This window comes from Bradyrhizobium sp. WSM1253 (assembly GCF_000244935.1).
Taxonomy (GTDB): domain Bacteria; phylum Pseudomonadota; class Alphaproteobacteria; order Rhizobiales; family Xanthobacteraceae; genus Bradyrhizobium; species Bradyrhizobium canariense.
Map to the genome: position 1 here is coordinate 1821857 of NZ_JH600073.1, position 12927 is coordinate 1834783.

General features: G+C 64.9%; 13 protein-coding genes. 4 read left to right on the top strand and 9 right to left on the bottom strand.

Going from position 1 to position 12927, the window contains the following annotated elements; translation table 11 throughout:
• Nucleotides 1–54: 54 nt before the first annotated feature.
• The 3 genes from otnK to ltnD are packed head-to-tail and all read right to left on the bottom strand — an operon-like array spanning nucleotide 55 to nucleotide 3055.
• Nucleotides 55–1344, bottom strand: a complete 1290-nt coding sequence (gene otnK / locus BRA1253DRAFT_RS10335; RefSeq protein WP_007593722.1) for a 3-oxo-tetronate kinase — start codon at nucleotides 1342–1344, stop codon at nucleotides 55–57.
• On the bottom strand, nucleotides 1341–2123 hold the full coding sequence (otnI, locus tag BRA1253DRAFT_RS10340) for a 2-oxo-tetronate isomerase (RefSeq protein ID WP_007593723.1): 783 nt from the start codon (nucleotides 2121–2123) through the stop codon (nucleotides 1341–1343). The genes otnK and otnI overlap by 4 nt, the downstream gene beginning before the upstream one ends.
• A 14-nt stretch (nucleotides 2124–2137) precedes the next feature.
• A complete protein-coding gene (ltnD, locus tag BRA1253DRAFT_RS10345) occupies nucleotides 2138–3055 on the bottom strand; it encodes an L-threonate dehydrogenase (protein ID WP_007593728.1) in 918 nt (305 codons plus the stop codon).
• 103 nt (nucleotides 3056–3158) lie between these two features.
• Here ltnD and BRA1253DRAFT_RS10350 point away from each other — a divergent pair, with 103 nt between their 5' ends.
• The gene (locus tag BRA1253DRAFT_RS10350) at nucleotides 3159–3827 is read left to right on the top strand and encodes an aldolase (protein ID WP_007593729.1); all 669 of its coding nucleotides are present in this window, start codon (nucleotides 3159–3161) and stop codon (nucleotides 3825–3827) included.
• A gap of 204 nt (nucleotides 3828–4031) precedes the next feature.
• Here the strand turns inward: BRA1253DRAFT_RS10350 and BRA1253DRAFT_RS10355 are convergent, their stop codons facing one another.
• The 6 genes from BRA1253DRAFT_RS10355 to BRA1253DRAFT_RS10380 all read right to left on the bottom strand — a co-directional run bounded on the left by BRA1253DRAFT_RS10355 (nucleotide 4032) and on the right by BRA1253DRAFT_RS10380 (nucleotide 9611).
• Entirely contained in the window at nucleotides 4032–4736 is a 705-nt protein-coding gene (locus BRA1253DRAFT_RS10355; protein ID WP_007593731.1) for an ABC transporter ATP-binding protein, read from the bottom strand.
• Complete coding sequence (locus tag BRA1253DRAFT_RS10360) at nucleotides 4720–5451, bottom strand: ABC transporter ATP-binding protein (RefSeq protein ID WP_007593737.1); 732 nt, start codon at nucleotides 5449–5451, stop codon at nucleotides 4720–4722. Before BRA1253DRAFT_RS10360 ends, BRA1253DRAFT_RS10355 begins: the two co-directional genes overlap by 17 nt.
• Nucleotides 5448–6431: a branched-chain amino acid ABC transporter permease gene (locus BRA1253DRAFT_RS10365; RefSeq protein WP_007593738.1), complete on the bottom strand. Its 984-nt coding sequence runs from the start codon at nucleotides 6429–6431 to the stop codon at nucleotides 5448–5450. The genes BRA1253DRAFT_RS10360 and BRA1253DRAFT_RS10365 overlap by 4 nt, the downstream gene beginning before the upstream one ends.
• Entirely contained in the window at nucleotides 6431–7309 is an 879-nt protein-coding gene (locus BRA1253DRAFT_RS10370; protein ID WP_007593739.1) for a branched-chain amino acid ABC transporter permease, read from the bottom strand. The genes BRA1253DRAFT_RS10365 and BRA1253DRAFT_RS10370 overlap by 1 nt, the downstream gene beginning before the upstream one ends.
• Before the next feature lie 152 nt (nucleotides 7310–7461).
• On the bottom strand, nucleotides 7462–8706 hold the full coding sequence (locus BRA1253DRAFT_RS10375; RefSeq protein ID WP_007593741.1) for an ABC transporter substrate-binding protein: 1245 nt from the start codon (nucleotides 8704–8706) through the stop codon (nucleotides 7462–7464).
• A gap of 89 nt (nucleotides 8707–8795) precedes the next feature.
• A complete protein-coding gene (locus BRA1253DRAFT_RS10380; RefSeq protein WP_007593743.1) occupies nucleotides 8796–9611 on the bottom strand; it encodes a putative hydro-lyase in 816 nt (271 codons plus the stop codon).
• Between the two features lie 120 nt (nucleotides 9612–9731).
• Here BRA1253DRAFT_RS10380 and BRA1253DRAFT_RS10385 point away from each other — a divergent pair, with 120 nt between their 5' ends.
• The 3 genes from BRA1253DRAFT_RS10385 to BRA1253DRAFT_RS10395 are packed head-to-tail and all read left to right on the top strand — an operon-like array spanning nucleotide 9732 to nucleotide 12856.
• Nucleotides 9732–10649 carry a LysR family transcriptional regulator gene (locus BRA1253DRAFT_RS10385; RefSeq protein WP_007593745.1) on the top strand — a complete coding sequence of 306 codons (918 nt, stop codon included), beginning with the start codon at nucleotides 9732–9734 and terminating at the stop codon, nucleotides 10647–10649.
• A 32-nt stretch (nucleotides 10650–10681) separates the two neighbouring features.
• Nucleotides 10682–11932, top strand: a complete 1251-nt coding sequence (locus BRA1253DRAFT_RS10390; protein WP_007593747.1) for a Zn-dependent hydrolase — start codon at nucleotides 10682–10684, stop codon at nucleotides 11930–11932.
• A 12-nt stretch (nucleotides 11933–11944) separates the two neighbouring features.
• Nucleotides 11945–12856, top strand: coding sequence for an NAD(P)-dependent oxidoreductase (locus BRA1253DRAFT_RS10395; protein WP_007593749.1), 912 nt, complete (start codon nucleotides 11945–11947; stop codon nucleotides 12854–12856).
• Nucleotides 12857–12927 lie beyond the last annotated feature (71 nt).

Here is a 12927-nt window from a genome sequence, read left to right on the forward strand (position 1 = left end):
CGCACGAGTACCGAGCCTGAAACAAATGAACAGGCAGCTAAGAATGCCCTGCGCTCAGCGCATGAGCCCAAGCGCGTCGGAGAAAAACTCCGGGCCGCCGAAATTGCCGGACTTCAAGGCAAGCAACATGTCGCCTTTTTCAGCACCGACCGCGCGCAGCACCGGGACGCCCGCCGCGATCTCTACTCCCACGAGAAATCCGGGAATCTTCAACCGGTCGACCACGGCGCCGGATGTCTCCCCGCCGGCGACGACCAGGCGCTTCACCCCGCCCAGCACCAGACCCTCGGCGATATCGGCCATCGCCTGCTCGATGGCGTGACCGGCCGCGTCGCGACCATGGCGCGCCTGGAGCGCGGCGACCTGATCCGGCGTCGAGCTCGATGCGATCAGGACCGGACCGTCGGCCAGTCGCGGTTTCGCCCAGGCCAGCGCGCGCTGCGCCTCGTCCTCGCCCGTAGTAATACGGCCCGGATCGAGATGCAGCACCGGCATGACACGCTCGGCATTGGCAATCTGCTGAAGCGTCGCCTGCGAGCAGCTTCCGGCAAGGCACGCCGCCGGTCCGCCGACGGCAGCCCTCGCCTCGCTGCTCGCCGCTGTCGATGTGACCTTGCCTGTCGACACCAGCGCCCGCGCCAGCCCAAGGCCCATGCCGGAGGCGCCGACCGACAGCCGATGCTGGACAGCGACGAGGCCGATGGTCTCAAGGTCGCGGTCGAACACGGCGTCGATGATCGCCGCGCCAATGCCCTTGCCCGCAAGTTCGGCGAGCCGCGTCCGCACGGCATCCGCGCCGCGCGTGACGGTGGCGAGGTCGACGAGGCCGATTTGCGTTTTGCTCTGGCGCGCCAGGATGCGCACCAGGTTGGAATCGTGCATCGGGTTGAGCGGATGGTCCTTCAGCGGGCTCTCGTTCAACGGCACGGCGCCGACAAACAGATTGCCCTGGTAGACGGTGCGGCCAGTCTCCGGGAAGGCCGGCGTCACCAGCACGGTCGCCTCGCCGCAATCGGCGCGCAGCGCATCCATCACCGGGCCGATATTGCCGGCATCGGTGGAATCGAAGGTCGAGCAGATCTTGAACAGCACGTGGCCGGCGCCACGGCCGCGCAGCCATTTGTCAGCCGCGCGCGAGCGCGACACGGCAAGGCCGGCCTCGATCGAACGGCTCTTCAAGGACACCACGACGGCGTCGACCTCGGGCAGCGCGAGATCGTCCGCGGGCACGCCGATGGTCTGCACGGTGCGCAGGCCGGCGCGTGTCAGCGTGTTGGCGAGGTCGGAGGCGCCGGTGTAGTCGTCGGCGATGCAGCCAAGAGATATTTTCGCTGCAAGTGTCACGGCTTCACTCCCGCATAAGGCCTGAACCAGGCAAGGCCGTCGGTGGTCTTGCCGCGGGGATTATATTCGCAGCCGACGAAGCCGGCATAGCCGAGCCGGTCGAGTTCGTCGAACAGGAACGGATAGTTCAGCTCCTCGCCATCAGGCTCGTTGCGCGAGGGGATGCTGGCGATCTGGATGTGGCCGATCACCGGCATCATCTCGCGCAGCCGCATCGTGACGTCGCCATGGATGATCTGGCAGTGATAAATGTCGAACTGCAGTTTTAGGTTCGGAAGCCGCAGCTCCTGGATCAGGTCGCGCGCGAAGCCGAAATCGTTGAGGAAATAGCCGGGCACGTTGCGCGCATTGATCGGCTCGAGCACGATGTCGATGCTGTGCGGCGCAAAGAACTCGGCGGCCCACGCCACCGATTTGTAGAACGCCTCGATCGCGACGCGCTCGCCACGGTTGGCGATGCCTGCCATCAAATGCAGCCGCTTGACGCCGGTCGCCTTGGCGTAGGGCAGCGCGGTCTCCAAGCTCGCCTTGAGCTCGGGGAATCGCGACGGGAGCGCCGCAAAGCCCTTCTCGCCGGCATTCCAGTCGCCCGGCGGCAGGTTGAACAGCGCCTGGGTCAAGCCGTTGCGCTTGAGCCGCTCGCCGACGGCTTCGGCCGGATGCTCATAGGGAAAGAGAAACTCGACGGCGGTGAAGCCGGCTGCCGCAGCGGCATCGAAGCGGTCGAGGAACGGCACCTCGGTGAACATCATCGAGAGATTGGCGGCAAAACGGGGCATGGGAATCCTCTTGTCTATTTGTCGCCGGGCAGCTTGACGCCGGTGACCTGCGCATACATCCGCGCTACCGACGCATCATCGTCGCGGCCCATGCCGGCGGCTGATGTCATCAAGAACATCTGGAGCGCTGCGGCGGAGACCGGGACCGGGAATCTGGCACTGCGCGCCATGTCCTGGATAATGCCGAGGTCCTTGACGAAGATCTCGACCGCACTGCGCGGCGTGTAATCGCCGTCGAGCACGTGCGGCATGCGGTTCTCGAACATCCAGGAGTTTCCGGCGGACGCCGTGATCACCTCATAGACCTTGCGGATATCGAGACCCTGCTTGGCCGCGAACGCGATCGCCTCGCTGGCGGCGGCGATATGAACGCCGGCGAGCAACTGGTTGATCATCTTGAAGGCGGCGCCCTGGCCTGCGGCATCCCCGAGCTCGTAGAGCTTTGCGGCCATGGCATCGAGCGCGGGCCGCGCCTTCTCAAACGCAGCCGGACTGCCGGAAGCGAGAATTGTCAGCTCGCCCTGCGCTGCGCGCTGCGCCCCGCCGGAGATCGGCGCATCCAGATAGTGCCGGCCGGTCGCCTCCAACTGCTTGGCGAGACGCCGCGCCACGTCGGGATCCATGGTCGCCGACGACAGGAAGACGCTGTCCTTGGCCATGGTTTCGGCGACGCCATCCTTGCCGAACAGGATCGTCTCGGTCTGCGCCGCATTGACGACGACGCTGACGACGATGTCGGCGCCCTTGGCAGCTTCAGCCGGCGTCTTGGCGCCGGCGCCGCCCTCCGTCACGAAACGCGCGACCGCATCGGCCGAGACGTCGCAGCCGGTGACGACATGACCGGCGCGCTTCAGCGAGGTCGCCATGCCAAACCCCATCGAGCCGAGCCCGATGACGGCGATGCGCTGATTCTGTGACGTGGAGGCGGACATACAACTGATCCTTGCGACGTTTCCCGGAGGGCCGCCCTTTGCGGCAGCTTGGCAACGGAATAACACGGCTTGGCCGCGCTGCCAAAGCGTGAGACAAACGGACATGACGGCCATGAGCAACGAGACATTGCTGCGCGAAGACATTTGCCGCTTCGGACGGTCCCTGTTCGAACGTGGGCTGACGCCCGGCTCCTCCGGCAATATCAGCGTCAGGCTGGATGGCGGCGGCTGGCTGGTGACGCCGACCAATGCCTCGCTCGGCTTCCTCGATCCCGCAAAATTGTCGCGGCTGGACGATCAGGGCCGACTGGTTTCGGGCGATGCGCCGACCAAGGAAGTTCCGCTGCACAATGCGCTCTACGCCACGCGCGGGAGCGCAAGGGCGATCGTGCACCTGCATTCCACCCATTCGGTCGCGCTGTCGATGCTCCCGGAGATCGACCCGCGCGCCGCGCTGCCGCCGATGACGGCCTATTATCTGATGAAATGCGGCGCCACCGCGCTCGTGCCCTATTACCGCCCCGGCGATCCCGCGGTCGCCGATGCGATCAGAGGGCTGGCGGGGAAATACTCATCCGTGCTGCTCGCCAATCACGGCCCGGTCGTCGCGGGCGACACGCTGGAGGCAGCCGTGTTCGCGACGGAGGAGCTGGAGGAGACGGCGAAGCTGTATCTGATGCTGCGCGGGATGAACCCGCGGTATTTGTCGCCGGAGCAGGTGAACGATCTGGGGAAGGTGTTTGGGCTGATGCTGCCGGAGCACGGGCATTAGGCTCGGCTCTAACCTCGTCATTGCGAGCGCAGCGAAGCAATCCAGAGTCTTTCCGCGGAGGGATTCTGGATTGCTTCGCTGCGCTCGCAATGACGGTTGGCGCTACAGCCCCCGCAATCGTAGCCCGTATGAGCGCAGCGACATGCGGGAACGCTTGCCCCGGATATCGCTTCGCTCATCCGGGCTACGGCAGTGTGCCTGTAGCTACAGCCCCAGATACGCCTTGCGCACGTCGGGATTGCCTTTGATCTCGCTTGCCGCGCCCTGCATTAGCACGCGGCCGGTTTGCAGGATGTAAGCGCGGTCTGCGATTTCCAGGCATTCCGCCATGCGCTGCTCGACGATCAAGACGGTCATGCCGGCGTCGCGGATGCGTTTCACGGCCTGGAAGATCTCGTCGACCAGCTTCGGCATGATGCCCTGCGAGGGCTCGTCCAGCATCAACAGCCGCGGGCGCGTCATCAGCGCGCGGCCGATGGCGAGCATCTGCTGCTCGCCGCCGCTGAGCGTCTCGGCGCGCTGCTCCAGGCGCTCGGAGAGACGCGGAAACAGTTGGAACACGAGATCGAGCGGACTCTCGCGGTCGGCCTCGCCGCGGTAGAGATAGCTGCCGAGGCGCAGATTGTCTCGCACGGAGAGGCGCGGAAACAGTCGGCGGTTCTCCGGCACGTAGGCGATGCCGGTGGCGGTGATGTGGTGCTGCGCCATGCCGTCGAGGCGCTTGCCATCGAACGTCACCGTGCCCGAGCGCGGGCGCTCGGCACCGGCGATGGATTTTAGCAGTGTCGACTTGCCCGCGCCGTTGGCGCCGGCGACGCAGACGATCTCGCCCTTCTGGACCTCGATCGAGACCGCGGAGATCGCGACCAGGCCCTGATAGGCGGTCGTGACTTCACGCACCGACAGCATGACGATCTCCCAGATATGCGCTGATCACCTTGGGATCGCGGACGATTTCAGTGGGCTTGCCCTCGACCAGCACCTTGCCGAGGTCGAGCACGATGGCGCGGTCGACCAGCGGCATCACGATCTCCATGACGTGCTCGACCATCAGCACGGTGATGCCGGCGTCACGCACCTTGCGCACCAGCGCCACACCGGTCTGCGCCTCAGTCGGCGTCAGGCCGGTGAGGACTTCGTCCAGCAGCAGAAGTTTTGGTTCCGTCGCAAGCGCGCGCGCGACTTCGAGGCGGCGCTTTTCGGCCGGCACGAGGTCGCTCGCGAGCACGTTGGCGCGCGCGGCAAGGCCGGTGAATTCGAGCACCTCATGCGCCTTGCGGCGTGCCTCGCGCATCACGGTGTTGCGCACGAGAGCGCCGACGATGACGTTGTCGATAACGGTCATGGTCTCGAAGCTCTTGACGACCTGGAAGGTGCGCCCGACGCCGCGCTGGCAGCGCTCGGCGGCCGGCATGCTGGTGACATCCTCGCCGTCGAACCAGATCGAGCCTTGCGTCGGCGGCAGCACCCCGGCGATGAGATTGAATAGCGTGGACTTGCCGGCACCATTCGGGCCGATCAGACCGACGATCTCGCCGCGGCCGACCGAAATCGAAACGTCGCTGTTGGCGACGAGGCCGCCGAAACGCTGCCAGACGCCGCGGGTTTCAAGCAGTGGGGTCATCGCGTGGCTCCCTTCCGCTTCGCACGAGAGAACAGGCTCACCAGACCCTGCGGCAGGGCGAGCGAAATCAGCACGATTAGCGTGCCGTAGACGATGAGGTCGACGCCGCGGCCGGATCCGCCGATATAGGAGCGCGTCAGCTCCGTCATCGGGATCAGGATCGCCGCCCCTAACACGGGCCCCCAGAGGGTGCCGATGCCGCCAAGCACGGCCGGCAGCGCCATCAGCAGCGAGAACTGGAACCCCATGACGCTTTCAGGATCGATATAGGCGAGAAACTGCGCATAGAAGGCGCCGCCGATGGCAACGAGGAAAGCGGAGACGGCAGCCGCGCCCATCTTGGAGTTGAACACGACGACGCCGAGGCTCTCGGCCGCTTCCGGATTGTCCTTCACCGCGCGCCACCAGAAGCCCCATTTGGAGTCCTCCAGCCACCAGGTGACGAACCAGGCGAGGCTGCACAGCACAAGTGCGAAATAGAAGTATGGCAGCTTGCTGCGCATGAACTGGAATTTCAACCAGCTGTCGCCGCGCACCGGAATGGTGATCCCCATCGCGGCCCCCGCCCATTCCCAATTCTGGAACAGCAGCAAGCCGATCTCGGCGATGACGATGGTCGCGATCACGAAATAATGGCCGCGCAGGCGGAAGAAGGGATAGCCGAGCCCCATCGCGATTGCGGCCGCGACTGCGCCGCCGGCGAGCATGCCGAACCATGGCAGCACGCCGAACTTGGTGAACAGCAGCTCGGTGGTGTAGGCGCCGATGCCGAAATAGAGCGCATGTCCCAGCGAGATCTGTCCGCAATAGCCGGAGAGAATATTCCAGCTCTGCGAGAGCGCCGCATACATCAAAGTCAGGATCAGGATGTTCTGGACGTAGACGTCCTTGATGAACAGGGGAGCGAGCGCCGCCAGGGCGGTCAGCACCGCGGCGATGATGAGGTCGCGGCGGCGCCGCGCGGCAAAATCCTTGTCCATCACATCGATCCGAACAGGCCGCGCGGCCGGATGAAGACGACCAGCAGGTAGACGGCGTAAATGCCGACCGATTTCAGCGAGGGTGGCAGCACCAGCGCGGTGGTGGCCTCGACGAGGCCGACGATGATCCCGCCGGCGAAAGCGCCGAACACGCTGCCGAAGCCGCCGAGCGCGACCGTGACGTAGGCGATCAGCGCAAAGGACGCGCCGACGTCGGGGTAGATATAGAAGAAGCTTGCCATGATCGCTCCGGCGAGGCCGACCAGCGCGGCACCAAGCCCCCAGCCGAGCGCGAACACGCGGTTCTTGTCGATGCCGACGAGAGCCACCGCCCCGGGATCTTCACGGGTGGCCTCCAGCGCGCGCCCGAAATCGGTGCGATGGATGAAGAAGTAGAGCCCGGCGAAGGCCAGGATCGCAACCAGCGCACCCATGAGCTGCGGCTCCGGCAGGAAGACGCCGGCGATCGAGATCGTCTTGCCGCCGAGCCAGGAATGCGGAACGCTGCGATAATCCGGCGTGAAGAAGAACTGCGCGAGGCCGCGCATCACGATGGCGAGGCCGAAGGTGGAGAAGATCTGCACCATGCCCGCATTGGCCTTGGCCCGCATGGCGAAGCGTACGATCAACAAATAGACCACCGCTCCGAATACGAACAGGGCAGCGGCCACCAGCGGCGCCGACAGCAAGGGGTCGATGGCGAAAAACGTGAACAGGAAGAAGCTCACATACATCGCGATCATCAAGAACTCGCCATGGGCGAAGTTCACGACGTCCATCAGGCCGAAGATCAGCGCGAGGCCGACGGCGATCAGTCCGTAGAGCAGGCCCATGAGGAGGCCGCTCGCGAGACTTTGGATAATGGTTTGGGCTGTCAAAAGTCTGTCCCCCCAACTACGTCCTCATCCTGAGGAGCGCGCACCGCGCGCGTCTCGAAGGATGGCCCAGCCCTCGTCCTTCGAGACGCGGGCTGCGCCCGCTCCTCAGGATGAGGGCGGGAGCTACGATCTGTGCTCCCGCCCGCCGTGTCTTACTTCATCGGCCAGATCGCCTCGGCGATCGCGGCCTGCGGCGGGAAGATGGTGACGAACTTGCCGCCGACATATTGCAGCAGCACCGGGTCGGCGTCGTTGTTCTGGCCCATCTCGTCGAACTTGACGCGCTTCCAGGGCATGATGGTCTGCTCGCCCGGGATGTCGGTGGCGGCGAGCGCGTCGCGGATCTTCTCGCCGTCCGTCGACTTGGCGCGGCTGATGGCGTCGGCGAGGATGATCAGGCCCATGAACTGACGCGAGGTGAGATCGTTGAAATCCTTGCCCGACCGCGTCTTGAACATCTCGTTGATCTTGCCGACCATCGGGCGCTTCTGCGCGAGATCGAGCGAGAAGGTGCCGCGCGAGATCACGCCTTCGAGCTTGTCGCCGACGGCGTCATAGAGCGCCTTCTCGGAGAAGCCGGCGTCCTGCGCCACGATCGCGTTCGGCTTGTAACCGAGCTCGGCCATGGTCTTCACCAGCAGGATGCCGTCGGTGGTGTAGCTCGACGGCATCAGCACGTCGGCGTTGGCGCTCTTGAGCTGCTGCACCTCGGCCGAAAGCGAGGGCGAGTTGGCGCGATACTTGATGTCCGCGACGATCTTGTAGCCGCGCTCGCCGGCGATCTTGGCCTGGGCATTGGCGGAATCGGTGCCGAAGATAGTGTCTTCGTGGAACAGCGACAGCGTCTCGATCTTGGTGCCCTTCTTCTTCAAGGCATCGAAGAAGTCGAACATCGCGGCCGAGTACATCTCGTCGTGCGGGGAGGCGCGGAAGTAATATTTCAGGCCGCGGCGATGCAGGCTGGGTGAGGAATTGTCGGCCGAGACGAACGGGATCTGGTAGCGCTCGCAGATCTGGCTGACCGTGACGGCGACCGCGCTCTGATAGGTGCCGATGATGGCGCAGACCTTCTCCTGCGTGATCAGGCGCTCGGCTTCGGCACGGCCCTTCTGCGGATCGGCCTGATGGTCGGCGAACACGAGGCGGACTTTTGCGCCGCCGAGGCCCGGCAGGCCTTCGCCCTTGGCCAGCGGCAGGTCGAAATCCGTGGCCTTGTTGATGACCTCGAGCGCGGTCTCATAGGCCTTCTGCGCATCGACGCCCTGCTGCGCGCTGCCGCCGGAGAACGGATAGATCACGCCGATCACGACTTCCGAAGTCTGTGCGCGCGCTGCCAGCGGCACGAGCGCGGCCGTAGCGGTGGCTCCCAACAATACGTCGCGGCGAGTGATCGTCATGGCAAAGTCCCCTGTTACTGAATTTCGGCTGATCGAATGAAGCGATTGATGGGTGCGGTAAAGCTCGAAGAAGCAGCAAACGCTGCCCACTAAATCACGGCCATGGTCCTGTTCTTGAGATCCGTCACCAGCATCAGGCCCGGCGAATGCGTGATCGCGAACGGCAGCCTGGCAGCATTGATGACCGATTGCGGCGTCACGCCGCACGCCCAGAACACCGGGATCTCGTCGTCTGCAACCGGGACCGGATCGCCGTAATCGGGCTTGGCGATGTCCTTGATGCCGATCAGATGCGGATGGCCGAGATGCACGGGCGCGCCGTGCACGGCCGGATAGCGCGAGGTGATCTGCACCGCGCGGATCGCATCCGCCGGCTTGAACGGACGCATCGACACCACCATGGGACCGGCGAAGGGACCGGACTCGCCGCAGGCGATGTTGGTGCGATACATCGGCACGCGCACATTGTGCTCGATGTGGCGGATCGGCATGCCCTCGTCGAGCAGCGCCTCTTCGAACGAGAAGGAGCAGCCGAGCACGAAGGTCACGAGATCGTCGCGCCAGTGCTTTGTCACATCGGTCGGCTCGTCCACGACCTCGCCATCGCGCCAGACTCGATAGCGCGGCACGTCGGTGCGGATGTCGAGATCCGCGCCGAGCGCCGGGATGTGCGGACTGCCGACGTCGGACATGCCGATGATCGGACACGGCTTGGGATTGAGCTGGCAGAAGCGGTGGAAGGCGCCGGCATATTCCGCCGGCAGGATCGCCAGATTGCCCTGGACGAAGCCGGGGGCAACGCCGGCGGTGGAGGCGACCAGCCCCTCGCGGTAGGCGAGCCGCGCCTTGCGGCTCGGGAGGGTGTCGGGCGTTTCAGTTTGCTGCACTGCCACCAAAACAGTCATGAGATCGACCTGCCTATAAACTCGACAAAGACAAGCCAACACCACGCGTGCTATAAAGTCTAATCTTCCTTTCTAATCAATATCGATAAATTTCATTTATCGGACGGGAAAATCCTTCCAATGCTGGACTTCAGATCGATCGAGACGTTTCTCTGGGTTGTGAAGCTCGGCAGCTTTCGCGGCGCCGCAGCACGCCTCAACACGACCCAGCCGGCGATCTCGCAGCGCATCGCCCAGCTCGAGCGCGAGATGGGGGTGAAGCTGTTGAACCGCGACCACCGCGTGGCCTCGCCGACGCCGAGCGGCCGGCAGATGATGGTCTATGCGGAGAAGCTGATCGGCCTGCGCGCCGCGATGATCGCCGAGATCGGCGACCGCTCGGCGATGCGCGGCGTGATGCGGCTCGGCGTCGCCGAGACCATCGTGCACACCTGGCTGCCGCGGCTGGTGAAGAGCATGAACGAGGTCTATCCGAACCTGTCGCTGGAGATCGAGGTCGACATCACGCCGAACCTGACCGCGCGCCTGCTTGCGCAGGAGATCGAGCTCGCTTTCGTGGTGGGGCCGCTCTCTGCCTCCGGGGTGCACAATCGCGTCCTCGCCGACTATCCGATCGGCTTTCTCGCCAGCCCCTCGCTCGGCCTTGGCCATGGACCGGTCACGCGGGCCGAGCTGGCGCGGTTTCCGATCATCACGTTTCCGCGGAAGACGCGGCCCTACGAAGTCGTGCGCGAAGTGTTCGACCGGCCGGAGCTGCCGCCGATCCGGCTGCACGCCTCCGCCTCGCTTGCGACCGTCATCCACATGGCGGTCGAGGGTCTCGGCATCGCCGTGATCCCCGACGCCATCGTCGAGAGCGAGCTCGCAGACGGGCGACTGCAACTGCTCGACACCGATCTCAAAATCGCGCCGCTGACATTCACCGCGAGCTGGCTCGCCTCGCCCGACGTCGTGGCGGTGGAGCGGGTCGCAGAGCTTGCATGTCAGATTGCGCAGAGCAGCCTCGCAGTTGACGCGCCCGCGCCGGCGCGTCATTGAAACAGGCGCCGGACAATTGAGAGACTGACCGCATGAGCCGAGCCGCCACCAATTTGCAAATCGATTCCGCCCGCCTCTGGGGCTCCATCCACGAGACCGCGCAGTTCGGCGCGACGGCCAAGGGCGGCGTGCGGCGGCTGACGCTGAGCGCGGAGGACAAGCTGGTGCGCGACTGGTTCCGCAAGGCCTGCGAGGACGCTGGCCTAGAGGTGCACACCGATGCGCTCGGCTCGCAATTCGGCCTGCGCAAGGGTCGCGACATGTCGAAGCTGCCCGTCGGCATCGGCTCGCATCTCGACACCCAGCCCACCGGCGGCAAATATGACGGCATTCTGGGAACGCTCGGTGCGCTCGAAGTGATCCGCACGCTGAACGATGCCGGAATCGAAACCGAAGCGCCGATCTGCGTCGTCAACTGGACCAACGAAGAGGGCTCACGCTTCGCTCCCGCGATGATGGCCTCCGCCGCCTATGTCGGCGACTTCACCACCGACGACATCCTGTCGCGCAAGGACGCCGATGGCACCACCGTCGGCCAGGCGCTCGACGGCATCGGCTATCGCGGCGACAAGCCGGTCGGGTTCCAGAAGCTCGGCTGCTTCGTCGAGCTGCACATCGAGCAGGGCCCGATCCTGGAGGCCGAAGGCAAGACCATCGGTGTGGTCGATTCCGGCCAGGGCGTGCTCTGGTACGACGGCAAGATTTCCGGCTTCGAGAGTCATGCCGGATCGACACCGATGCCGCTGCGGCGCGATGCGCTGGCGACGCTGTCCGAGATCGTGCTGGCGATGGAAGCCATTGCGAGGAAGCACGGGCCGAAGGCAGTCGGCACCATCGGCGAGGCCGTGATCGCAAACCCTTCACGCAACGTCATTCCCGGCGAGATCGCCTTCACCATGGATTGCCGCAGCGCGGATGACGCGATCATGGATGCGCTCGATCGCGATCTTCGTAGCGCGATTGCCGAGATCGCCGCACGCCGCAAGGTCGAGGTGAAGATCGACCTGGTCTGGCGCAAGCCGCCGACGCATTTCGATCCGAAGCTCATTGCAGCGGTGGAAAACGCGGCGAAGACGCTCGGCTACTCCTCTCGCCGCATTACCTCCGGCGCCGGCCACGACGCCTGCAATCTCAACACAATCATGCCCGCCGCAATGGTGTTCGTGCCCTGCAAGGACGGCATCAGCCACAACGAGCTGGAAGACGCTACGCAGCCCGATTGCGCCGCGGGCACCAACGTCCTCATGCACACGGTGCTGGCGATCGCCGGCGTCGCATCCTGACCGGAGAGAATCATGCGCGGAGTTTTCGTCGACGCCAATGAAGCCCTCGCCGTGATCTTGGAGCGGCTGGAGCAACCGGGCGATCCCAAGGTGCGGATCCACAGGGATCCCGACATCAAGCCCGAGCAATATCCCGAGATCCTCGACGGCGCCGAGATCGCGATCGTCGACCACACCGCGCTGCCGACCGATGTCGCAAAGAAGTGCGCGGGGCTGAAGCATGTCGTGTTCCTCGGCACCGGCGCGCGCAGCTACATGAACCCGGAGGAGCTCGCTGAGCTCGGCATCTCCGTGCACCTGATCAAGGGCTATGGCGACACGGCGGTGGCGGAATGCGCGATCGCGCTGATGTGGGCTTCGGCCCGCGTCATCGCGATGATGGACCGCGAGATGCGCGGCGGAAACTGGCTGCGCGAAGACGGCATGCAGCTCACGGGCAAGACGCTCGGCCTGATCGGCTTCGGCGGTATTGCCGCGGAGGTCGCGCGCATTGCCTCGGGCAGCGGCATGAAGGTGATCGCCTGGAACCGCTCGCCGAAGAGCTATCCGGGCGTGGAATTCGTCGATCTCGATTCGGTGTTGGCGAGAGCAGACGTCGTATCGCTGCATCTGCTGCTCAACGACGAGACGCGCGGCATGATCACCCGCGAGATGATCGCGAAGATGAAGCCGGGCGTCATCCTCATCAACACCGCCCGCGCCGCCGTCGTCGACGAGGCCGCCATGATCGATGCGCTGAAGTCGGGCCACATCCGCCATGCCGGCCTCGACGTCTTCAACATCGAGCCATTGCCCGGCGATCATCCGCTGACCAAGCTGCCGAACGTAACGTTGTCGGCGCATTCGGCGTTCCGGACCCCGGAGGCGAGCGAGAACCTCATTTATGCGGCGTGGGAGCACTGCCGCCGGATCGTGAAAACGTAGGGTGGGTTAGCGAAGCGTAACCCACCACCCTCGACGTTCGCGAAGACAGAAGAGGTGGGTTACGGCTTCGC